Source organism: Vibrio cionasavignyae (assembly GCF_050337155.1).
Classification (GTDB): domain Bacteria; phylum Pseudomonadota; class Gammaproteobacteria; order Enterobacterales; family Vibrionaceae; genus Vibrio; species Vibrio nomapromontoriensis.
The window spans coordinates 351,687-373,935 of record NZ_JAKJSR010000012.1; the positions used below are offsets into that span (position 1 = coordinate 351,687).

Annotated in this window: 20 protein-coding genes; 15 read left to right on the plus strand and 5 right to left on the minus strand. The window is 44.4% G+C overall.

Features of this window, described 5'->3' with window-relative positions:
• Nucleotides 1-87: 87 nt before the first annotated feature.
• Both L4D74_RS09465 and L4D74_RS09470 read right to left on the minus strand, forming a co-directional pair.
• A complete protein-coding gene (locus L4D74_RS09465) occupies nucleotides 88-1,227 on the minus strand; it encodes an acyl-CoA desaturase (protein ID WP_428751877.1) in 1,140 nt (379 codons plus the stop codon).
• Nucleotides 1,228-1,488: 261 nt separating this feature from the next.
• Nucleotides 1,489-2,673: an HD-GYP domain-containing protein gene (locus tag L4D74_RS09470; RefSeq protein ID WP_428751878.1), complete on the minus strand. Its 1,185-nt coding sequence runs from the start codon at nucleotides 2,671-2,673 to the stop codon at nucleotides 1,489-1,491.
• A 231-nt stretch (nucleotides 2,674-2,904) separates the two neighbouring features.
• On the opposite strand from L4D74_RS09470, the gene L4D74_RS09475 reads away from it, so the two are divergent.
• The 4 genes from L4D74_RS09475 to L4D74_RS09490 all read left to right on the plus strand — a co-directional run bounded on the left by L4D74_RS09475 (nucleotide 2,905) and on the right by L4D74_RS09490 (nucleotide 6,540).
• Nucleotides 2,905-3,996 (plus strand): PfkB family carbohydrate kinase, encoded by a 1,092-nt coding sequence (locus L4D74_RS09475; RefSeq protein ID WP_428751879.1) that lies wholly within the window; start codon nucleotides 2,905-2,907, stop codon nucleotides 3,994-3,996.
• Nucleotides 3,990-4,907, plus strand: a complete 918-nt coding sequence (locus L4D74_RS09480; RefSeq protein ID WP_428751880.1) for a pseudouridine-5'-phosphate glycosidase — start codon at nucleotides 3,990-3,992, stop codon at nucleotides 4,905-4,907. Before L4D74_RS09475 ends, L4D74_RS09480 begins: the two co-directional genes overlap by 7 nt.
• Nucleotides 4,908-5,023: 116 nt before the next feature.
• A complete protein-coding gene (locus L4D74_RS09485) occupies nucleotides 5,024-5,674 on the plus strand; it encodes an HAD family hydrolase (RefSeq protein ID WP_428751882.1) in 651 nt (216 codons plus the stop codon).
• Between the two features lie 104 nt (nucleotides 5,675-5,778).
• On the plus strand, nucleotides 5,779-6,540 hold the full coding sequence (locus tag L4D74_RS09490) for a DeoR/GlpR family transcriptional regulator (RefSeq protein WP_428751883.1): 762 nt from the start codon (nucleotides 5,779-5,781) through the stop codon (nucleotides 6,538-6,540).
• A 333-nt stretch (nucleotides 6,541-6,873) separates the two neighbouring features.
• On the opposite strand, the gene glpK is transcribed toward L4D74_RS09490, so the two are convergent.
• Nucleotides 6,874-8,379, minus strand: a complete 1,506-nt coding sequence (gene glpK, locus L4D74_RS09495) for a glycerol kinase GlpK (RefSeq protein ID WP_428751884.1) — start codon at nucleotides 8,377-8,379, stop codon at nucleotides 6,874-6,876.
• A gap of 397 nt (nucleotides 8,380-8,776) precedes the next feature.
• Between glpK and glpD the strand changes: the two genes are divergently transcribed.
• Entirely contained in the window at nucleotides 8,777-10,306 is a 1,530-nt protein-coding gene (gene glpD / locus L4D74_RS09500) for a glycerol-3-phosphate dehydrogenase (RefSeq protein WP_428751885.1), read from the plus strand.
• Between the two features lie 105 nt (nucleotides 10,307-10,411).
• On the opposite strand, the gene L4D74_RS09505 is transcribed toward glpD, so the two are convergent.
• A complete protein-coding gene (locus L4D74_RS09505; RefSeq protein WP_428751886.1) occupies nucleotides 10,412-12,124 on the minus strand; it encodes an alkaline phosphatase family protein in 1,713 nt (570 codons plus the stop codon).
• 349 nt (nucleotides 12,125-12,473) lie between these two features.
• Entirely contained in the window at nucleotides 12,474-13,346 is an 873-nt protein-coding gene (locus L4D74_RS09510; RefSeq protein WP_428751887.1) for a DMT family transporter, read from the minus strand.
• Between the two features lie 262 nt (nucleotides 13,347-13,608).
• On the opposite strand from L4D74_RS09510, the gene L4D74_RS09515 reads away from it, so the two are divergent.
• The 10 genes from L4D74_RS09515 to L4D74_RS09560 all read left to right on the plus strand — a co-directional run bounded on the left by L4D74_RS09515 (nucleotide 13,609) and on the right by L4D74_RS09560 (nucleotide 22,222).
• On the plus strand, nucleotides 13,609-13,941 hold the full coding sequence (locus L4D74_RS09515; RefSeq protein WP_428751888.1) for an STAS domain-containing protein: 333 nt from the start codon (nucleotides 13,609-13,611) through the stop codon (nucleotides 13,939-13,941).
• 119 nt (nucleotides 13,942-14,060) lie between these two features.
• The gene (tyrR, locus tag L4D74_RS09520) at nucleotides 14,061-15,602 is read left to right on the plus strand and encodes a transcriptional regulator TyrR (protein WP_428751890.1); all 1,542 of its coding nucleotides are present in this window, start codon (nucleotides 14,061-14,063) and stop codon (nucleotides 15,600-15,602) included.
• Nucleotides 15,603-15,735: 133 nt separating this feature from the next.
• The gene (gene rimJ, locus L4D74_RS09525; RefSeq protein WP_428751892.1) at nucleotides 15,736-16,314 is read left to right on the plus strand and encodes a ribosomal protein S5-alanine N-acetyltransferase; all 579 of its coding nucleotides are present in this window, start codon (nucleotides 15,736-15,738) and stop codon (nucleotides 16,312-16,314) included.
• Between the two features lie 35 nt (nucleotides 16,315-16,349).
• Entirely contained in the window at nucleotides 16,350-16,937 is a 588-nt protein-coding gene (locus L4D74_RS09530) for an HD domain-containing protein (protein WP_428751893.1), read from the plus strand.
• Nucleotides 16,938-16,945: 8 nt separating this feature from the next.
• Entirely contained in the window at nucleotides 16,946-17,419 is a 474-nt protein-coding gene (locus L4D74_RS09535; RefSeq protein ID WP_428751895.1) for a DUF2947 domain-containing protein, read from the plus strand.
• Nucleotides 17,420-17,681: 262 nt separating this feature from the next.
• Complete coding sequence (locus tag L4D74_RS09540; protein WP_428751897.1) at nucleotides 17,682-19,100, plus strand: SLC13 family permease; 1,419 nt, start codon at nucleotides 17,682-17,684, stop codon at nucleotides 19,098-19,100.
• Between the two features lie 5 nt (nucleotides 19,101-19,105).
• A complete protein-coding gene (locus L4D74_RS09545; RefSeq protein WP_428751898.1) occupies nucleotides 19,106-20,431 on the plus strand; it encodes an ATP-binding protein in 1,326 nt (441 codons plus the stop codon).
• Nucleotides 20,418-20,900, plus strand: a complete 483-nt coding sequence (locus L4D74_RS09550) for a response regulator (RefSeq protein WP_265673535.1) — start codon at nucleotides 20,418-20,420, stop codon at nucleotides 20,898-20,900. Before L4D74_RS09545 ends, L4D74_RS09550 begins: the two co-directional genes overlap by 14 nt.
• Before the next feature lie 384 nt (nucleotides 20,901-21,284).
• Nucleotides 21,285-21,752 (plus strand): OsmC family protein, encoded by a 468-nt coding sequence (locus tag L4D74_RS09555; RefSeq protein WP_265673536.1) that lies wholly within the window; start codon nucleotides 21,285-21,287, stop codon nucleotides 21,750-21,752.
• A gap of 80 nt (nucleotides 21,753-21,832) precedes the next feature.
• Nucleotides 21,833-22,222, plus strand: coding sequence for a hypothetical protein (locus tag L4D74_RS09560; RefSeq protein ID WP_428751899.1), 390 nt, complete (start codon nucleotides 21,833-21,835; stop codon nucleotides 22,220-22,222).
• Nucleotides 22,223-22,249: the final 27 nt, after the last annotated feature.

Consider the following 22,249-nt stretch of genomic DNA (forward strand, 5'->3'; position numbering starts at 1 on the left):
AAATGATGTGAGTGGCAGCGAGAATTGCGCGCATAAAAGAGGTGATGAGACCAGTGTTTTAGGCGCGCCTTTAAGGGTTTTTGGAAGTTAGGGCAAGGCTTGTTGTGGGTTATTGACTAAGCTTTGCCACTGCTGCTTTTTCAGCTTAATGTGATGCTCAAGTTGCTCTAACTGAATCGAAAGGAGCGCCTGCTCATATTTCTGTTTCACATTATGCTTTGCGTCTTTAATGCATTGTTTTTTTAGGTCGTCGTATTCTTTGAGTTTAGATACAAGTAACTGAAACTCTTGTTCAATCATCGCGACGATACGATCAGAGTCTGGTAAAGAGACCGCTTTAATTTTTGCTAATTGCAAGGTTCGTGCTAATCGTGCTTTCTCTATTTTGTATGAGGAAACACGTTTAAGGTCTTTTGTGAGCCCTAGCCAAGAGCAACTCTTAATTAGCCATTTAGTTGGATCAAACTGCCACCAACGGATGCCGTTTCGATAGTCGTGTTCAAAGATATGATGAAAGTTATGATAGCCTTCACCAAAGGTTAGAAAGGCAAGGAATCCATTGTCTCTCGCGGTATTTTTAGTGGTGTAGGGCTGTGATCCCCAAACGTGTGCCAACGAGTTAATGAAAAAGGTAGTGTGGTGACTTAGCACTAAACGTAAGGCTCCAATCACAAGCATAAAGCCGAGTAGGTCGCCGTAAAGTAAACCGAGAAAGATAGGGAGTCCTACATTCATCAGTAGTGCTAAGGGGACGTAGTATTTATGTTGCCACATGACCACAGGATCTTTTTGCAGATCTCGGCAGTTCTTATAATCGGTATATCGAGACGCTTGATACTCTCTTAACATCCAGCCGATGTGGGAATACCAAAACCCTCGCTTTGCGGAGTAGGGGTCTTTGTCATTGTTGTCTACGTGCTTGTGATGAACACGATGATCGGAGGACCAGTGTAGGATACTGTTTTGTAGGGCAAAAGCGCCACCGATAGCAAAGATGTAACGCATAACGGGGTGGGCGTTATAGGTTTTGTGTGACCACAAGCGATGATACCCAGCGGTGATCGACATACCGCAGAAGATAAAGCTAAGCGCTAGCCAAACCCAATGGTGTGCCGTGTAACCGTAGGCGATGCCGTACCAAGTGACGCCAACAGTTGCCAGTAAGAACGTCCCCAGAAAGATGGTGACGTTTAGCCATATAATTGGAGGTTTATTTGTCGTGCTCATAAGTTCCTGACCGAGTTGATTTTTCATTTAAGCTTACGCTTGTAAGCTAGAATATCAGCGTACACGTGTAAGTCAAATGGACTAATTCAATTTTGGCGAGCGGCATAAAAAGAGTTGTTACAAAGCGTAAATTGAGATGGCGATAATCCAGCACGGCATGGCCATGAGGTAATAAAGTTAAGCTGAAGTGAAAGTGGTCGTTTCAGCTTAACTGTATTGGGTTAGAGATATTATTATTGGGTTAGAAAGGTATTTGCTTGATTAGAGTGATGGTTTGATGGCTTCTTGCGTTTTTTGTATGGCTGGAGCATCTTGCTCCGTGTTGATTTCTTTGGGGGGATGTTGCCGATAAATGGCTTCAAATTGTGCGAAGTTAGTAACCAGAGTGTCGACAACCATAGGGTCGAATGCTTTGCCCGTTTGCATGGCGATATATTGTTTCGTCTTTTCAATAGGCCATGCAGGCTTATAGGCTCTTTTGCTCAAGAGCGCATCGAAGACATCAGCGATGCTGACAATACGAGCTTCCAGCGGAATTGCGGTATGGGCGAGATTTAATGGATAACCTTGACCATCATAACGTTCATGGTGACATAGGATAATATTTTTCAAAAATTCTATTTCGGCACTGGTGGAGTGAACAGCATCAATTGTCGTTAACACATCATCAATAATATCGACGCCATAATGGACATGTTGATTCATGATGCTTCTTTCTTTGGCCGTAAAACGTTTAGTGCTAAAAAGGATTTCATCTGGAATGCGATATTTCCCAATATCATGAAATGGTGCGTAGAGTTCAATCCATTGAATAAACCGGTGATTAATGGGCTGAGATTTCGCTAGTAATTCAGCAAGGAGCTTGCTGTATAGGCCCATTCGGTGTAAATGATCCGCTGTTTCCGGGTCACGTTTATGACTAATGCTTAACGCCAGTTTTAATGCTTGGAGCAACATCTGATGTTTGTTTTTATCATGGCAGAGCAGACTAAAGATCACTTCTTTGACAAACAAGAGATCCGAATGCAAGGCGCCGTTTTCAAAATAGCCGGGTTGCGTGGAATTAAAAAAAAGTAGTGCCCCTTCCGTTTGATTCAGCTTAATACCGATAGTGAGACTGCTTTGGTGTCCAAGAGAGCGGAGCTTTCTGACTCGCTCATTGTTGGGTAATTCAGCGAGGTCAGAGACAATACGAATTTCTTCATTCTCAATGATTTGCATAAGAGAAAGGCAGGAAGAAGAAGCCATTGATACCACATCATAACGATCGCCAGTATGCTGAGAATCGATGACGTGAAAGTTTTCTAAGTAATCTGAATGGGTCACGGTGACGCAGAGTCGTGACAGCAATGGGTAGCTTATTTTGAGAGATTCAAATAACTCATCGATGCCGTTGCGACAGCTTAATGCTCGGTTTGTTGTTGAGATGCAATTAGTATAATCCATACGTTTCTTATCAATAGTTTTTATATGGTTATTTAGATAGTAGTCAGCATTATGCATTGAATTCAAGTGATCAACTTCTCACTCAATGATGTAAACCAATAAACAGGAAGTTGCATGTTTTACTTGTGATCTCGCTATCAAGCTAATGATATTGAAAGCGAAAACGTTTGCTTGGTTGTTTTTTAGACGCTAATGTAACAAACAAATGTTTGGCTATGCGGACATATGTTTATGACGGAACGTGAGCAACAGATTCTAGAACTGATCAAGCAAGACCCTATGATTGCCCAGCAAACCTTGGCGCAGCAACTGGGACTTAGCCGCAGCGCGGTCGCAGGTCATATTATGAATTTAACTCGTAAAGGGTTTATTCATGGCAAAGGATACGTCATCGCGCCGGAGCGATATGTTGCGGTTGTAGGTGGAGCAAATATGGATTTGTGTGGTCGTTCGACCGCTGATCTTATTATGGGGGACTCCAATCCAGGTGCCCTGACATCGAGTGCCGGAGGGGTGGCAAGAAATATCGCTGATAACCTTAGCCGCTTAGGCAGCAAAGTCGAATTTATTGGTGTCGTTGGGGATGATTTGTGGGGTGAGCAATTAAAGGATGCATGTCGACAAGCGAGTATTGGGATCGAGCATGTGCTGACAGTTGCGGGTAAGCCAACCAGTACTTATCTATCGATCCATGACCCCGCCGGAGAGCTACAACTGGCACTCAATGATATGTCATTAATTGATGTCCTGAGCGGAGAACTATTAGCTAAACGAGCCAATATTCTTAATTGCGCCTCTGCGATTGTCCTTGATGCTAACCTAAGCGAAAGTGCTTTGGACTATCTGTTCTATGCCCACGCTGATAAACCGATATTTGTTGATCCTGTTTCTAGCGTGAAAGCAACGAAACTTACGCCCTACCTTCATCATATTCATACCTTAAAGCCCAACTTATCTGAAGCGGAGCTTTTGGCGGATTATACGCTAAGCCATGTAGATAATTTACCTGAATTGGCTAAACGGCTACATGACAAAGGGATAAAGCAATTACTGATTAGCTTAGGACGACAAGGCGCGTTTTCTAGTTGTGAGGGTGTTGGTCAATTTATCCCAGCACAAGACGTTGAAGTGAATAATGTGACCGGAGCGGGGGATGCCCTAATGGCCGGTGTGACACACGGATTTATTTCCGGTTGGGATTGGACACAGAGTGTGAACTTTGCGTTAGGTGCAGCGAGGTTAGCACTACAGTCCAATTCGACCATCAATACTATTATGTCAGAAAGAGCGGTAACACGCCTGATTGAGGAAGCAGCATGTTAAACACCTATTTAGATATATTACCGGAAGTTGCCGACGCGTTAGCCAATAATCGACCTGTCGTAGCACTAGAGTCGACCATCATTTCTCATGGCATGCCTTATCCTCGTAATGTAGAAACGGCATTACTTGTGGAACAAACAATCCGAAATTCAGGCGCGACCCCAGCAACCATTGCCATTATAGAAGGGCGACTTAAAGTAGGATTGAGTGAGGCGGAAATTACCCACCTTGGCCAAGCGGGTACAGCGGTGACCAAAGTAAGTCGTCGTGATATTCCATTTATGGTCGCGGGCAAAAAAGATGGTGCAACGACAGTCGCCGCTACTATGATTCTTGCCGAAATGGCTGGCATTAAAGTGTTTGCGACGGGCGGTATTGGTGGGGTACATCGAGGCGCTCAAGAAACGTTTGATATTTCAGCCGATCTTCAAGAGCTCGCCAATACGGATGTTGCCGTAGTTTGTGCAGGAGCAAAATCAATATTAGATTTGGCACTGACTCGTGAATACCTTGAAACACAGGGCGTTCCGGTGATTGGTTATCAGACAAGCAGTTTGCCAGCCTTTTATACTCGAGAAAGTGAGCACAGCGTGGATTATCGTCTTGATAGTGCAGAACAAATCGCGGCCGCCTTAAAGGCGAAATGGGTGATGGGGTTAACGGGGGGAGTTGTGGTCGCTAATCCAATACCCCATGAGTTTGCAATGCCTGTTGAACACATTAACGCGGTTATTGAACAGGCGCTAGCGGAAGCGGACGATCAAGGTATATGTGGTAAAGAGTCAACGCCATTTTTATTAGCTCGCGTCTGTGAATTGACTGGTGGAAACAGTTTGGATTCAAATATTCAATTGGTACTCAATAATGCTAGATTAGGCGCAGAGATTGCCAAGCAATACTGTCAAAGTTAGCACATACTAGGCAGTGCTGAACCCGATACCGTAGCAAATTGCTGACAGGACCTGCGGTAGTAATCATCAAAGAGTTAAGGCAAAATGCTAGCAATTTTGTTAGTTAAGTGAGCCTTATGATGTTTAAAGCTGCAATCTTCGATATGGATGGTTTGTTACTCGATACTGAGAATGTATGTAAGAAGGTATTTAGCGAAGCCTGCCGAACGCTTGGAGTACCGTTTTTTGAAGAGCTGTACCTTTCGATCATTGGCTGTAATGCGAAAACGATTCGTACTCGCCTTACTGAGGGCTACAAAGATGTGATTGATTATGAATTGATCCATCAAGAGTGGCGTAAAAACTATGATGCAGTGGTGCTTCATGAAGCGATTCCGGTAAAAAAGGGTGCCATTGCATTGCTTGATTGGTTAACGTTGAAGAACATTCCTTTGGCCGTTGCGACATCGACGCAGCGTGATGTCGCTGAGGTGAAGCTTAAGCTCGCAGGGTTAGATGGTTATTTTAGTAATATCACCACGGGTTGCGAAGTGACACATGGTAAACCCCATCCGGAAATATACTTACTCGCGGCACAACGACTAGGTGTTGCACCAGAGACTTGCTTAGCGTTTGAAGACTCTAATAATGGTGTAAAATCGGCCATGGCGGCAACGATGAAAACCTACCAAATTCTCGATTTAGTAGAACCTTGTGATGAGGTTCGTGCTTTGAATCCACATACGCATGAATCACTATTTTCAGTCTACCTCGAGTTATCAAAGTAATTTGTATCGGTACCCAAACAATTTCTTCGAAGGTGTGATGAATTCTGCATCTTGAGGTCACTTGGGTATATAATTGAATTTCATGGAAATAGTGGAGTGACGTTTTGAAGCAAACGCAGCGCCATCGCGAAATTCTTGCGATGCTGACACAAAGCGGTTTTGTTAATACCGAAGAGTTTGTTGACGAATTTGGGGTTAGCCCACAGACCATTCGTCGTGACTTAAATGATTTAGCTAAACAGGGATTAGTAACGCGTCATCATGGCGGCGCATCACTGCATTCAAGTACTGAAAACGAAGCCTATTCTGCGAGAAAGGTCCATTATCAGGAAGAAAAGACACGTATTGCCAACGCGTTGGTTCGTCGAATTCCCAATGGCTCGTCGTTGTTTATCGATATCGGTACAACGACAGAAGCAGTCGCTATCGCGCTACTGAATCATCAAGATCTCAAAGTAGTGACAAACAACATCAATGTCGCGAACATTTTACGAGTAAAAGATGATTTCACCGTCATTGTTGCTGGTGGACAGATCCGCAATAAAGATGGTGGCATTATTGGTGAAGCTGCGAAAGAGTTCATTGAACAGTTTCGTCTAGACTTTGGCATCTTAGGTATCTCTGGGATCCATGAAGACGGGAGTCTACTCGACTTTGATTTTTCGGAAGTTCGTATTGCCCAAGCTATTATGGAATGTTCTGGTCAAACTTTACTAGCAGCTGATAGCACGAAATTTAACCGTGGAGCCATGGTCAATTTGGGGCACATTTCTCAGGTTGATGCGTTTTTCACGGATGAAAAGCCGCCACAAGAGCTCATTGATATTATGGAACAAAGTGACGTCGATTGGTACGTATGCGAGTAAACGTGAGTTGTTTGCCGATATTTCAATACTAACGGTGATTTCAATACTAACGGTGTCGCCGTTTTATATTTAGATACAATTACTCATTAAATGCAGTAGCTTTGACATCTATTGATCAAGTTATCTGCTGTAGTGACAAAGATGGATGTGATGTAATAACCCACGTGAGCAGTTGATGGTCCACTTTCAACTCGGTCGCGCATCCAACTTAGACATGGTACTGATTAGGCACCGTACTGATGTTGCCTTGCTGTGTAATGCAGCAAGGCTTTTTTTATTTTGGGTTGAGTAAAACGGTTTTATTTAGGTTCTAGTCAAGCCCTGTCTGCATCGCTAAACGTTTCGGGATGAGGATTTGGTTCGGCCGATAGCATCTTCCCAGCCTTGGTAGAGAGCGTCACGTTGCTGGCGATCAATTGCCGGGCGAAAGACGCGCTCAATTTCTTTTTTATCAGCCAATTCATCTTGGCTTTGCCAAAAACCTGTAGCAAGTCCTGCTAACATCGCCGCGCCCAATGCGGTGGACTCACGTACAACGGGCCTAACGACTTTACTGCCCATAATATCGGCTTGAAACTGCATTAAGAAATCATTGGCAACCGCACCGCCATCGACACGGATTTGGCTCAGCTTGATGCCGGAGTCTTCTTCCATCGCAAGAAGCACATCGCGGCTTTGATAGGCAATAGATTCTAGTGCAGCGCGAATGATGTGGTTGCGATTGGTACCTCGAGTGAGTCCCGTTAAAGAACCACGGGCATGCGGGTCCCAATACGGGGCACCTAGCCCAACAAATGCAGGCACTAAGTACACGCCATTCGTGTCATCAACCTTTTCTGCAAAATATTGTGTGTCTTGTGCATCACGAATTAAGCCTAATTCGTCGCGCAGCCATTGAATGGTTGCTCCACCCATAAAGACGCTGCCCTCTAACGCGTAGGTCACGCTGTCACCAACTTGGTAGCCAATCGTGGTGAGTAGCCCATGCTTAGAGGCCATGGGGGTTGTACCTGTGTTCATTAATAGGAAGCACCCAGTACCGTAAGTGTTTTTTACCATGCCTTTTTTAAAGCACTGTTGACCAAAAAGTGCAGCTTGCTGGTCGCCGGCAATGCCACTGATTGGAATGTCTTCTGTCCCTCCACCAATATGTGCGTAGCCATATATCTCACTGCTTGATTTGACCTCGGGAAGCATCGACCTAGGGATATTAAAAATGCCAAGAAGTGTGTCATCCCACTGCAACGTATGAATATTAAACAGCATGGTTCGTGAAGCGTTACTGACATCGGTCACATGAGATTTACCGTGAGTGAGTTTCCACACTAACCAAGTATCCACAGTGCCAAATAGTAATTCGCCTTTTTCTGCTCGTTCACGAGCCCCTTCGACGTTGTCGAGTATCCAAGCAATTTTGGAGGCAGAAAAGTACGCATCAACGACCAGTCCGGTGCGTTGGTTAATGATGGTATCGTGGCCATCTTGCTTGAGCTGATCACAAAAGTTGGCTGTGCGGCGACATTGCCAAACAATGGCATTATAAATGGGTTGACCGGATTCTTTGTCCCAAACAATGGTGGTTTCGCGTTGGTTAGTAATGCCTATGGCGGCAACATCTTCATTGGCGATATCTGCCTGAGCAAGCACTTCGGTCAATGACGAGCGCTGTGTCGCCCATATCTCCATAGGATCATGTTCGACCCAGCCTGGCTGAGGATAGATTTGAGTGAACTCTCTTTGTGCTGAGCACACCGTGTTGGCGTCGCGGTCGAAGATGATCGCACGCGAACTAGTCGTACCTTGATCTAATGCGACGACGACGTTTTTAGGCTTGTTCATACCATTCTCGTTCTTAGTTTTTGTGGGATTAGGTTGGACTATTAGCTACTTAATAGAACTCGATATCGCACCGTACTAGGTGATTGCAGGCAGGGCGAAAAAAGTTGTTTACACGTTTAGTTAATACGTGGCCACTGCATCAATTAAATGTTCGTTATCGACCATATGAGCATTAATTTGCAGATATTTTAATAACTCTTCAGAAAATTTGCTTTTACCTATCTCGCAAAATTAGCCTTGTAATACTTAAGTATTAACGAAGTGTGACAAAACACAAGTTCACTTTAAGGAAGACAAATAAGTGTACAAAATGCTCGATCTTTTCGTTTTCGAGCATTATAGTTAGTTAAACGAACATTGGTGCGCATTATTCGGTTTCGATAAAGGGTGAGCAAAGATGAGTGTCTCAGAAAAAATGTATGATTTAGTGGTGATTGGCGGCGGAATAAATGGTGTTGCTGTGGCTGCGGACGCCGCAGGTCGTGGGTTGAAAGTTGCACTTTATGAAATGAATGATCTTGCGTCAGCAACTTCATCCGCCAGTAGTAAACTTATTCATGGCGGATTGCGCTATTTAGAGCACTATGAGTTTCGTTTAGTGTCAGAAGCGCTTGCGGAAAGAGAGGTGTTATTAAAAAATGCCCCACATCTTGTAACCCCTCTTCGTTTTCAGCTACCTCATCGCGCGCACCTACGTCCGGCATGGATGATTCGAGCCGGACTATTTTTGTACGATACTTTAGGCAAACGCGTGTCTTTGGCCAGAAGCAACAGTGTAAAATTTTCGGCTGAAGACAGCCCGTTAAAACCAGAAATGACAGTGGGGTTTGAGTACTCCGATTGCGCGGTCGACGATGCGCGTTTAGTCGTAACCAATGCCAAATTGGCGCGGGAGAAAGGGGCGGAGATACACACCCGAGCAAAATGCATTAACGCGCAGCGAAGTAATGACGAATGGCAAATTGACATTGAACACAGTTTGACTGGAGACGTGTCAAGTGTACGTTGTAAGGCGCTAGTGAATGCCGCTGGACCTTGGGTTGACCGCTTTTTCGACCGTCAGCTTGATATGGTTTCGCCTCGCAGTATTCGCTTAGTGAAAGGCAGTCATATTGTTGTACCTCGTATGTACAGTGGTGACAAGGCGTTCATTTTACAAAATGAAGATAACCGGATTGTGTTTGTCATTCCTTATATGGGGCACTACTCATTAGTGGGAACGACGGATGTTGAATATCAGGGTAACCCTAGCGAAGTGACTATCGACGATAGTGAAGTTGCCTACTTGTGCGATGTGGTCAATCAGCATTTCAAGAGTTCAATTAGCGCTGACGATATTATTACTACATGGTCAGGTGTTAGGCCGTTATGTGATGATGAGTCAGACGACCCTCAGGCGGTGACACGAGACTACACTATTGAGTTAGATGACCCACTCAATGATGCGCCATTACTGTCCATTTTCGGTGGTAAGCTCACCACCTATCGAAAATTGGGACAAGCGGCTGTCGATAAACTTGCGCCATTTTTTCCGAAAATGGGACCAGAGTGGACCCGAACAGCAGCACTACCCGGAGGCAATTTCTCTAATCGCGAAAGCTTAGTTGCCGAGGTGATGAACGAACATCGCTGGATGGACGAGTTTTTGGTTAAGCGATGGGTACATGCTTATGGAACCATGATCTATACCTTGCTAGAAGGCAAGCAGGCGATAGATGATTTAGGACAGGAATTTGGTGCAGGACTGTATCAAGTTGAAGTCGATTACCTAATCGATGCAGAATGGGCTGTGACTGCTGAGGATATTTTATGGCGCCGTGGTAAGTTAGGTTTGGCGATAGATAGTATTCAACTTAATGCCTTAACAGACTACATTGCTTCTGTGGCGCTAAAACGTGCTCGACCATCTTTGAAATCCGTGGGCTGATGCTACGGCTGCTGTTTATGAATGACGGTTGCTTTTTAGAGCTTCGATAAATAATAATGCCGCTATTTTACTAGCGGCATTATTACTGTTACTCGTCGTGTCCGTCTATTTATCGTCTACGACTTCAATTAATACGTCACCTGTAGCGCCACTTGGTGTACTAATACCGAGATAGTTAGACAGTGTTGGTGCAATATCGTAAGGCGTCACCGCTCTATTGACCGTTTGTGCTTTCAACTGATTTCCAGCAAAAATCACCGGAACGTGAGTGTCGAATCGCCATGGTGAACCATGAGTAGATGCTATCGTAAGCCCATCCATATCGTTGATATAGGTTCTTTGGTCGAAAACCAAATAGACATCGCCAGAACGAGATGGATGGTAGTTGTTTCGAATTAATTGATTCACTCTCGTATCGGCGACTCGGTTGGTTGCAATATCATTGCTGGTAACTGCGCTGGAAATTCCGGTAATTTTTACCACTTCCTCTGCAACAGCTTTTTGCACCTTGGCTAAGTCCAATTTCTTTTCTTTAATCATCACATGATCAAGATAGATGTATGGCTGGGCATAGAGCTTAATCACATCTTTGTTTAAACCAAATTCTGCTTTTAGTCTCGCTTCCAATCCGGACTGCCAAAGCGCATCTTTTTGAAAATAGAACGGTTGCTTAAGACCCAGTTGATTTGTAGTCGGTGATGCTTCAGGTACGCCGTGATCGGCAGAAAGGACGATTAATGTGTTATCTAAGCCAACGGACTTGTCGATGGATTCGAACATAGTCGCGAGCGTTCGGTCAAGACGGATAAGATTGTCTTCCGTTTCTAAGCTAGAAGGGCCGTAGAGGTGAATGACGTAATCGTTTGAAGAGAAACTCACAGCAAGAAAGTCGGTGCTATTACCTTGGCCTAACTTTTTCTCTGCTATTAATGTGTTGGCGAAATCAGCAGTGATTTCATCCCCTGCTGGACTGACAGTTAACATTGTTGAATAGTATTGGAAGGATGCAGGGCCATAGGGGTGTGGGAAGGTTCTTTGAAAGCCCGCCAATTCGACTTTGTGATCTTGATTATGTTCTATGACGGAGTAAGCCTCCTTATCTAAAGATAACTGCCACTTTTTGCCCGAGTAGCGATCCGGGAACGATTTTTCATTCCACTTCGTTACCCATGCTGGTGTTTCATCATAGTAATAGTCACTGGTGACAAACTCTGATTGAGCTTTGGAAAACCAAAAGGCCTTTCCAGCATGACCAGCGAGAGAAATGGCACCTCTATCCTTAACGGAAACAGAATACACTTGTGATTGACCGCTGCTGGCAATGGTCAGCTCATCACTAAATGTTGAAGACAAAATAGGGGCTGGTGAGCGGCCATCTCCCTGTGCGGTTTTTTGTGTAGGGTCGATCTCTGTCGCTTTATTGACCCCAGAACCTTGCGTTAGCATCGCGTAGTTAGGATCTTCAACGTTATACACCAAACGGTTTAGATTTCGATCAAACCAAACGTTACCGACCATACCGTGCACCGAAGGTGGTGCGCCAGTGGCTAGAGAAACATGGCCAACAATGGTTTCGGTGTTAGCGTGTTGGTAATTGGCGTTAGTGTAATACACACCTTCATCCATAAGATAACGAAAACCACCTTCGCCAAAGTTGTCTTTGAAGCGCTCGATCAAATCGGCTCTTAGTCCATCGACGGTAATCTGTACGACGAGTTTCGGAGACTGAGCTGCGTGCAGAGTAAAGCTTGCAAGAGCTGCAGTTGTGATAATGGTGGTATGTCTTGCAAGGCGTAATAAATGTTCATTAGTAGGCATAAGGTTTCCTTTAGAAGGATGCGGTTCACTATGATATTTAAGCCAGATCACTGAGTATAAAGTAATGATAAAAATGCTGCTGGACCGGAGCGAACGGTGTCTGCCCCTTGAATATAATTAAACAGCAGCATGTGATTTAGCTTAGGAGAGTTTCGATGAGAACGGGAGAATAATGGCGATAATTTGCTCCGATCTATCTGATAACTAAACGATATTGATAGTATCGGATTCTACTTGCTTTAAAGTTATATCGATTATGCTCGGCAGAGAGCAGAGAGCAGAGAGCAGAGAGCAGAGAGCAGAGAGCAGTGGTGTTCGGCACCGCCTAAGGTGCCGATAGAAAAATGTACTAAACCGCTTTACTCATTCTCATGGAGTTAAGGCGATAGAAAATGAGTGAACCTAGCAGTATCGCGCACCCAACTATTTTGTTGAGTGGCATTGGCTCTGAGTAAATGATGATACTTAATATCAGTGTCCATATTGGCTCAAGAAGCATGAGCAGCGCCGCATTGGTCGGTTGTGCGAATTTTTGTCCCGTAGTTTGCATCAAATAACGTAAGCTGGTAGCCAGCACAACACTCAATCCAAACCATGTCCACGTTTCTGTTGAAATAACCTCAGGCCATGACTCGACGCAAAAAGAAAGGATCAGCCCGAAGCAACCAGCAGAAAAAAGCTGAAATGTTGTTAATAGCATCGGTGACAGACGTGCTGAATATTTGCTGTTTAAATTGAAGTGCACGGCAAGACCAACAGCCGCTGTTAAAAACCATAGGTGGCTTGTCTGTGCATGCCATCCGCCATTCCAAGAAAGCAAAAATAAACCAACGAGTGCAATGGGGAGTGATAACCAGAATGCGCGCACGGGTTTATTGCCAAATAGCCCCCAAGCAACCATAGGGACGAATAACATGGAAAGGCTCATAATAAATGCTCCTTCACCCAGAGTTTCACTTATCGAGATGGCATGAATCCAACAAAAGATGGAAAGAGCAAGCGCACTACCGACCCCCATAGCGCGTAAAGCATCCTTGAAGCTGGTTGTTTTAAGGGCTTTTAAACAAAATGGCAATAGGATCAGCGATGCCAGCAAAAAGCGTAGACCAATGAAACCAAAAGGAGGGAGTCCCTGTATTGCCTCTTTGGAGAAGACCCAGCCAGCTCCGGCAAGTAGAGTGGTAAAGATTAATATAAATTCAGCGCGAAAACGGTTAGCCATAACGAAGATATCTTGGTTTTTTGTTTATTTTGCGCTATTTGGCGACAAGACTCCATCTAAAATCCCGTAGAAAAGAGGGTTTTGGTGACAGCCTAACCTATTGAGTGAGCTTTGCGTCACAAGGGAATTTATTTCCAGAGTGAATGCATGCGATTGATCAACGTTTCATTAAAAACCACAAATGCAACTGTGTGCACTTGTGTTGGGCATCCTATAGTAATAGAGGAAGTGGTGATATCTATCTGGTGAGCGGGAGTACAGTATGGCGTTTTTTTTGTATAGCAATGATTCTCTCACAGTCATAGAGGTACAAGCGAATCGATTTGATGCCAAAATGATTCCGCTCTTTCGCCAGTACCTTAATCAGTTCGAGCAACTCGCATCTAACAAATTACTCATTGACTTAACAGGCGTGATTTTTATGGATAGCAGTGCACTTGGGACGATCATGGCTTTACATAAAACCCACGACTTTGGAGAGATGTCTATCATCAGCCAAAGCCCCTCGGTACTCAATTTATTCAAATTGACTAAAGTCGACCAGCTATTGAATATCTATCGTGATATTGATCACGCAGTGGCGGACATGGGGTGATCAATTTGAATACAAACAAGCCACTTCGTACTCGAGGAGGGTGGTTTTAGTTGACGTAACATACGTTGTCATACACACTAACTGTCAACTTTTCGTGACACTTTCAGTAGGAATACCCAGTGCGTTTAGAAGTCTTATGTGAAGATAGACTCGGATTGACTCGTGAGTTATTGGACATTTTAGCGTCCAGAAGCATTGATTTACGTGGCATAGAAATCGACATTACGGGGATAATTTATCTTAACTGCCCAGATATTGATTTTGATACATTTCGCGATCTAATGGCGGAAATTAGACGAATTTCAGGTGTTAAAGATGTTCGAAAGATCCAATTTATGCCTAGTGAAAGGCATAACACTGAGTTGGTTTCTTTGCTAACTAATCTTCCATATCCGGTGCTTTCTATTAACTTGAAAGGTTCTGTCGATATGGCGAATCACGCCGCACTAAAATTGCTTGGAAAAAGTGAGCAAGAAGCCATCGCACAACATATCTCTCATTTGTTACCGAGTTTTCAATTTTCAAAATGGATTGAGGGTGATATTTGCCGCCAGAAACAAGCGATTGTTGTTGATGGCATGGATTACTGGATGGAGATTTTGCCTGTATACATTACGGGTGAATCCAATGAGACGGTGCTAGCTAGCGCTGTAATGAGTATTCAGCCAAGTAGCACGGCGATTGTTTCTGAGTCACTGTCTGACAATAATACCCTTGGTTTTGAGCATTTCGTCGGTGTCTCAAACCGTCATAAAGCGTTGATGAGTCAGGCAAAGAAATTGGCCATGTTAGATCAACCCTTATTGATTGAAGGGGATACGGGGACAGGTAAAGAAATGCTGGCGAAGGCTTGCCATAGTCGCTCAAACCGTGCATCTAACCCATTCTTGGTTCTGAGCTGTGCTTCTATGCCTGATGACGTGGCTGAAACAGAGTTGTTTGGTCATGCGCCTGGTTCTTTTAATCACGAGCATGGTCATAAAGGTATTTTTGAACAAGCGAACGGTGGCACAGTATTGCTAGATGAGATTGGTGAAATGAGCCCTCATCTGCAAATTAAGCTGTTAAGGTTTTTGCAAGACGGTACGTTCAGACGTGTGGGTGAAGAACATGAAGTACACGTAGATGTGAGAATTATTGCTTCCACTCGTCACAATCTAGCGGATTTAGCGGAGCAGGGGGCATTTAGAGAAGACTTGTATTATCGCCTCAACGTACTGACGCTGACGATTCCACCACTGCGTGAGCGAGCGAGCGATATTGCACCATTGCTAGACTTATTTATTGCAAAACACAGTCAAAAGTTGGCGATTGCTAAGCCACAATGCACAGAGACACTGGTAAAGGATCTCGGCAGTTACCCATGGCCGGGTAACATGAGACAGCTCGATAACTCGGTGCTACGAGCATTGACTCAAATTAGTGGTAATACCTTGCAGATTGAAGACTTTAAGCTACCTAAGCTGGAGTCAGTGGCGACAAGCGGTGCGAACCTGAATCTAGACGGCTCATTAGATGACATGATGAAGGACTACGAGTCTAGAATTCTTGAGAAACTGTACCAGTCATTTCCATCGAGTCGAAAATTAGCAAAACGGCTGAACGTGTCACATACATCCATTGCTAACAAATTGCGTGATTACAACATTCGCAAGAATTGATGTTGAAGGCGTCGGACGCTAATAAAGCACACGCAATAGTGTAAAGTCGTCAGTGGCCTAGCAAATGGCACTGCGACTTTCGCTGGTAAGGCATTTGATCTCGCCAATTATTGGCAAATATCAGGGAGTTATAATGGAAGATAGCAGCTCGGCGGTGGGAATACATTGCCGTGATGGGAATGTGCTGATTCGTACCGCCAAACCCTCAGATGCGTACACAATATCCAACTATTTTCAGGAAAATAAAACCTTTCTAGCGCCTTGGGAGCCCAAGCGAGATTCCGCTTTTTATCGAGCGGATACTTGGGCAGCAAAGTTGGTTAAGCTGGAAGAGTTACACCGACTCGGGCTTGCCTATTATTGCTTAATTTTCGATACGGATTCAAAAGAGATGAAGGGCACGGTGTCGCTGAGCAATCTTGTCAGGTTTCCACTTCACTCATGTAATTTAGGCTACTCTTTAGCCGAAAATGCCCAAGGCCATGGGTATATGCGCAAAGCTCTCGCCATGGTGATTCCTTATATGTTCAATGTGCAAAATATGCATCGCATTGCGGCGAGTTATATGCCTCATAATGAACGAAGTGCCGCAGTACTTAATGCCATGGGGTTTCAAAAAGAGGGCTATGCAAGTGATTACTTGCTGATAAACGATCAATGGGAGGATCATATCCAGACGGCATTGATTAACCCTAATTGGAGAGCCGGTTAATATTGGACAGCCAGTAAATATTGGAGAATCAGCTAATGAAGCGTCTTGAACAGCAACTCACATTACTAATGGAATTGGACAAGCTTAAAAGCGTATTGCGCCGAACTCGAATAAAAAGCTCAGCTGGTCGCTTTGAAAATAGTGCGGAACACAGTTGGCACGTGGCGATGATGGCGTTGTTATTAGAAGAGCATGCTAACGAACCCGTAGATATTGCTGTCGTGGTGAAAATGCTGTTACTGCATGACATGGTGGAAATCGACGCGGGTGATACTTTTGTCTACGATGTTGCCGCATCACTAGAACAAGAACAAAAAGAGCTAGCGGCGGCAAATCGGCTGTTTGCTATGCTACCGCAAGAACAAGGCGACGAGTTGTTTTCGATTTGGCAGGAGTTTGAAGCGGCAGAAAGCCCAGAGGCTAAATTTGCCAAGGCACTCGACCGGTTAATACCGATGCTGTTGAACTATCATAATCAAGGTCAAAGCTGGTTAGAAAACGATGTGTCGAAGGAACAAGTCATGAAGGTGAACCAGAAGATAGAAAAAGGTTCACAAGTGCTGTGGGATAAAGCACAATCGCTGATAGAAGAAGCCGTAGAGAACGGCTGGTTAAAACACTAGGAGACTGAATGTCGTACACGACTTTGGATGAATACCAAAGAAAATGGATTTTCACTCATCAATCTATGCCTGTACCAGAAAGTGATTGGCCTTTCATCAAACCGATGACGCAAGCACGTGCAGCACAGTTTTGGAAAGAAAATATCAGTGCACAAAGCCCCGATGCTGAGCGTATGTCCTCTCAGGACTGGCCAATGAAAGACAGCAACTGGCAAGAAAGTGTCGATTGGATGAAAGCATGGGAAGCCGATGACAACGCATTGCCAGAAGCGGTGGCGGAATTTATTGACTGGCAAGACGACGTGACGGTGTATTTTTGTTATGAAAAATACAATGTGATTGAAACCAAGTGGTCGATTTTCAAAAAGTATTGGAAGAACTTTTTGTTTTACGATGATGGTCCGATTTTGTTAGGGCGTCGTAGGCAGGAATCGCTATGGTTCTCAACCAAAGGCACCGTTAGACTCGGTCGCCGAAGTTAAATGCTAATAGTTGAATGCCGATAGCTAAATACTGATAGCGAATCAATGGAATGAGTAAATGAAGCCTGCATCTCTGCAGGCTTTTTTGTGCGCAAAATAGACTTAACTCACATTCCAAAAAAGTAACTCAGTTAAATGCCAAGTCTTTGATCTTACGCTAAGTATGCTCTTGCATAACAACGTGATACTGCTCTCAGTAAATCATTTTTTTATTCACTATTAGCAAAACTATTTGTAGCTATTTCTCAGGACGAGCCATGTTATGCGCCACTATCTCAAATACATTATTCCGATCTTAGTTCCACTGATCGTATTACTTTTGCCTCTCTCTGCATTTCCTTTCGACGGATTGACGATTATTCAGCAGCGCGTCATCGCGATATTTTTATTAGCTGCACTATGTTGGGTGTTTGAGCCTATCCCAATTTATGCAACGTCTGTGGTTATTATCGTATTGGAACTTCTCATGCTATCGAATAAAGGCATGTATTGGTTTCGTGCCGCAGAAGGTGAAGCGCACTTCGGTACTTTGTTGCGATATGAAGAGATCATGGCGACGTTTGCAAGCCCGATCATTATGCTGTTTCTTGGTGGGTTCTTTCTCGCGATGGCAGCGACGAAATATCGTTTAGACGTCAACCTAGCAAGGGTATTGCTGAAACCGTTTGGTACTGATCCTAAATACGTAATGCTCGGTTTGATGCTGATAACCGGTGTTTTTTCCATGTTTATGTCAAATACGGCGACTACGGCCATGATGCTGTCTATTCTAACGCCAGTGATTGCTTTATTTGGGCCTAAAGATCCCGGACGCATTGCGTTTGCATTGTGTATTCCTGTCGCCGCCAATATTGGTGGTATTGGTACGCCTATTGGCACACCACCAAACGCAATAGCACTAAAATATCTAGTGGGTGAAAACTACATTAGTTTTGGTGAATGGATGGCATTTGGCGTGCCATTTGTTGTGGTGATGATGGCTCTGGCTTGGGTGTTGATTAATACACTTTATGGTGCTGAGCAGAAAAAAATTGAGCTGGCGATCAAAGGTAAGTTTCTGAAAACGCCAAAAGCTATCATGGTGTACATAACTTTCGCTGGCACCATTATCCTATGGTTGATGGGCTCAACGCATGGCATGAACTCTTATACCGTGGCGCTTATTCCAGTGGCGGTATTCTCTCTGACCGGCATCATTAATAAAGAAGATCTCAAACGTATCTCGTGGGATGTACTTTGGCTGGTATCCGGCGGGATTGCGCTTGGCTTAGCTTTAGACAAAACCGGACTGGCTCGATTAGTGGTGCATAGCATCCCTTTCGATGCGTACTCACCTTACGTCGTGCTATTTGGCGCTGCATTCTTGTGTCTCATCATGGCCAACTTCATGTCGCATACCGCAACCGCAAACTTACTGATGCCAATTATGGCGGCGTTAGGCGCGTCTATGGTATCGCTCGCGCCACTTGGCGGCGAAATTACCTTGATTCTGGTTGTGACGTTCGCGGCGTCATTGGGCATGTCGTTACCGATTAGTACACCGCCTAATGCTTTGGCGCACGCTACGGGCAATGTACAAAGTAATCAAATGGCGAAAGTTGGTGTCATTCTTGGCGTCGTCGGCGTGTTATTAAGTTTTGTACTCGTTTGGCTGTTGCATGCGGTAGGGCATATTGGATAACCCATATGGATAAGTTGGTAAGACATTATTTTTCAGAACCCACACGACAAGTGACGATGATGGCTGGCGATGTCGTATTACGTCAGCACGGTCATAATGACCGACTGTACTATGTGCAAAGTGGCGAGTTAGAAGGGTTTGATGAACGAGAGGAAGGTGGCAACCTGACCAAATTATTCACCGCATCAAGTGGGGCTTTTATTGGCGTACACAGTTTCTTTTCTGGCACGTGGACTGCATCTTCAACCGTTAAGGCAAAAACGCAAGTCAAACTGGCGTGGATAGATAAAAACACACCAGCGATCAGGCCGGAAGAGCTAGGTCCACTCAGTGCGCAGTTTATGCCAGTGATCGTGAATGAGCTATCTCGGCGTCAGCGTCGTGCAACCCAAGAAGCAATTGCCAAAGAAAAGGTGCTGCAGCGGCTGCACACAGCTGAACAAATGACCACGCTAGGGCAACTCGCAGCAGGCATTGCCCATGAGCTTAATAATGCCATTGGTGTGGTCAGCAGTAAGACTGACCATTTACAGAGTGAGCTTATTCAGTTACTAGAAGAAGCGCATCCAGAATCGAGCCAATATTTCGACTTAGGCTTGATGCAAGGGCAATGGACGTCGTCTAGCGAGGCGAGAAAGATCGCCAAGCAGATCGAAAGTGCATACAAACTTGATCGTTCACTGGCGAAGCGACTTGCAAAAGCGCTAGGTACTTCGACGCTACCACAACAGTGGCTAGATAGACCGGAGCAAGCGATAAAGTATTGGGAACTAGGGCGCGATCTTCACGATCTTAGACTCGCGGCACGCCATACCGTCGGCATTGTAAAGTCGGTCAAACAGTTAGGGCGTACCGACAGTGAGCAAGACGAATTGATTGATATTAATGACACCATTAACAAAGCCCTGTCTTTGCTACAAAGTGATTTACGTCTTGTGTCAGTGAGGATGCGTCCGGCGAGCTTGCCATTAATTAAGGGCGCTTCAACGGAGTATGTGCAGATTTGGAGCAACATTATTAAAAATGCCTGTGACGCTATGCATACAACCGATGCACCGGAAATAGAGATTCAAACCCGTTGGGTGAATCAGCGAATTTTGGTCACCATTGCTAATAATGGACCTGAAATAGATGAATCCATTCGACGAAAAATATTCCAGCCTAACTTCACCACTAAAAAAGGTGGCCTCAGTTTTGGATTAGGGCTGGGGTTATCGATTGTTAAACGTATTGTGAGTGAGAATAGCGGCACGATTGTGGTGAAAAGCAGTCCAGAACAAACTATTTTCCGAGTCAAATTACCAGTAGGAGAAGCAAATGGAGAAGCTTAATATTATTTGTGTAGACGATCAGCGAGAGGTACTCAGTGCCGTTGTTCAGGATTTGGAGCGCTTGTCTAATTGGATAAATATTGAAGACTGTGAATCGGGCGCCGAGGTGCTAGAGCTGTTGGATGATTTGGACGCAGACGGTGAACACGTCGCGGTTATTATTTCTGACCACGTGATGCCAGGAATGACAGGGGTAGAATTACTGACCACCATTTCGCAAGATAGTCGATTTAAATGGATGAAAAAAGTGCTATTAACTGGGCAGGCCACACACTCAGACACCATTACCGCCATTAATACAGCGGGCGTAAGCCATTACTTTGAAAAGCCATGGAATGCCGAGGCGCTAACGGAATGCGTCCGCACGCTAGTCACGCATTTCATTTTTGACAGCGGCTTGGACTACCAACCGTATCATGAAGAATTGGATCAGCAGGTGGTACTGGCAAGGCTCAGTTCATCGTTTTAAAGTGAAGCACTTGCATTACCGCCACTTTTAATGCCCGACATGATAGTCGGGTATTAAGTTTACTCTGTTTCTTTATTCTGTCTCTTGTCTCTGACTTTTACTCATTCTAGCCCTCATCTTATGTTCTCATCGTGGTCAATATCCGACAATGACGATATGCGACATAGTTAATACTCTTAATGACAGATTTTTATGGTTACATCCTCTATGATGGGGAATGAATGAAGATGGACGTTTCTCCCTTATGAATAGAAATTTCTCCGTTATCAATAGAAGTTCCTAGCATCATCAGTAAAAGCTTCTACTCATCTTCAATAAAAACCAAGACACAAGAAGTACATTAAATACCCTTAGTGATATCGACATCGGAATCAGGAGGATGACATGTCAGAACATTATGCCGTGGTCACTTGGACGCGAGGCGACGACGAAATTTTCCACGACAACCAGTATAGCCGCAGTCATCGTTGGGAATTTGATGGCGGGCTGATTGTCCCTGCCTCACCATCCCCTCACGTGGTACCGCTACCACTATCAGTAGAAGAACATGTTGATCCTGAGGAAGCGTTTATTGCCGCTTTATCGAGTTGTCACATGCTGGTCTTTCTTTCTATCGCTGCGAAGCGCAACTATGTGATAGACAGTTATACAGATAAAGCTATCGGTACTCTTGGCGAAAATGAAGCCGGAAAACTGGCGGTGACCAAGGTGGTGCTACGTCCCAATGTCGTGTTTTCAGGAAAACGTATCCCTACAATGGCGCAGTTACAAAAAATGCACCATTTGTCCCATGAAAATTGCTTTATTGCCAATTCCGTTACGACACTCGTAACAACGGAAATCATAGAGTAACACGCTATTTATTTTCAGTGAGCGGTGCGTAATATTGTTCGACGTCGCGCTCAAACATTTCGACGTGTCGGGAGGGTCAAATGATTTCGGCCACAGAGTTTAAAATTACCTCCAGTGTATTTAGTTATAAACGTGATGAGTTCCCTTTGGTTAAAATTCAAGGTACTCGGGTTAAACTGAATACGATATCGGATCACTTACTTAAAATCGTACTGGTTGGCGTATTGTTTTCGAGTGTTGTGTGGATGATATACCCTGAAGAATTTGGCGTTTTGTTAGCACCAATCGCGTTTGTTGTTGGTGTGGTATACACCATATTTAACATTAAAAAATACGAACTTCAGGTTGAATTTGAACATATTGATGAAACCGGTGTTCAGTGGGTATCGGTGGTAGGCTCAAGTCATCCACAATCGAAACCAGTGTTTGAAATTCAGGTTGATGCGCTTAAACATGCCATCAGTAAGTAAAGTGTCAGCGATTGCCTCTAGGAGTAT

Coding starts and splice junctions, on each gene's coding strand:
- L4D74_RS09465 (WP_428751877.1), bottom strand. CDS start 1,227: ATGAGCACGACAAATAAACCTCCAATTATATGGCTAAACGTCACCATC.
- L4D74_RS09470 (WP_428751878.1), bottom strand. CDS start 2,673: ATGGATTATACTAATTGCATCTCAACAACAAACCGAGCATTAAGCTGT.
- L4D74_RS09475 (WP_428751879.1), top strand. CDS start 2,905: ATGACGGAACGTGAGCAACAGATTCTAGAACTGATCAAGCAAGACCCT.
- L4D74_RS09480 (WP_428751880.1), top strand. CDS start 3,990: ATGTTAAACACCTATTTAGATATATTACCGGAAGTTGCCGACGCGTTA.
- L4D74_RS09485 (WP_428751882.1), top strand. CDS start 5,024: ATGATGTTTAAAGCTGCAATCTTCGATATGGATGGTTTGTTACTCGAT.
- glpK (WP_428751884.1), bottom strand. CDS start 8,379: ATGAACAAGCCTAAAAACGTCGTCGTCGCATTAGATCAAGGTACGACT.
- glpD (WP_428751885.1), top strand. CDS start 8,777: ATGAGTGTCTCAGAAAAAATGTATGATTTAGTGGTGATTGGCGGCGGA.
- L4D74_RS09505 (WP_428751886.1), bottom strand. CDS start 12,124: ATGCCTACTAATGAACATTTATTACGCCTTGCAAGACATACCACCATT.
- L4D74_RS09510 (WP_428751887.1), bottom strand. CDS start 13,346: ATGGCTAACCGTTTTCGCGCTGAATTTATATTAATCTTTACCACTCTA.
- L4D74_RS09515 (WP_428751888.1), top strand. CDS start 13,609: ATGGCGTTTTTTTTGTATAGCAATGATTCTCTCACAGTCATAGAGGTA.
- rimJ (WP_428751892.1), top strand. CDS start 15,736: ATGGAAGATAGCAGCTCGGCGGTGGGAATACATTGCCGTGATGGGAAT.
- L4D74_RS09530 (WP_428751893.1), top strand. CDS start 16,350: ATGAAGCGTCTTGAACAGCAACTCACATTACTAATGGAATTGGACAAG.
- L4D74_RS09535 (WP_428751895.1), top strand. CDS start 16,946: ATGTCGTACACGACTTTGGATGAATACCAAAGAAAATGGATTTTCACT.
- L4D74_RS09540 (WP_428751897.1), top strand. CDS start 17,682: ATGCGCCACTATCTCAAATACATTATTCCGATCTTAGTTCCACTGATC.
- L4D74_RS09545 (WP_428751898.1), top strand. CDS start 19,106: ATGGATAAGTTGGTAAGACATTATTTTTCAGAACCCACACGACAAGTG.
- L4D74_RS09550 (WP_265673535.1), top strand. CDS start 20,418: ATGGAGAAGCTTAATATTATTTGTGTAGACGATCAGCGAGAGGTACTC.
- L4D74_RS09555 (WP_265673536.1), top strand. CDS start 21,285: ATGTCAGAACATTATGCCGTGGTCACTTGGACGCGAGGCGACGACGAA.
- L4D74_RS09560 (WP_428751899.1), top strand. CDS start 21,833: ATGATTTCGGCCACAGAGTTTAAAATTACCTCCAGTGTATTTAGTTAT.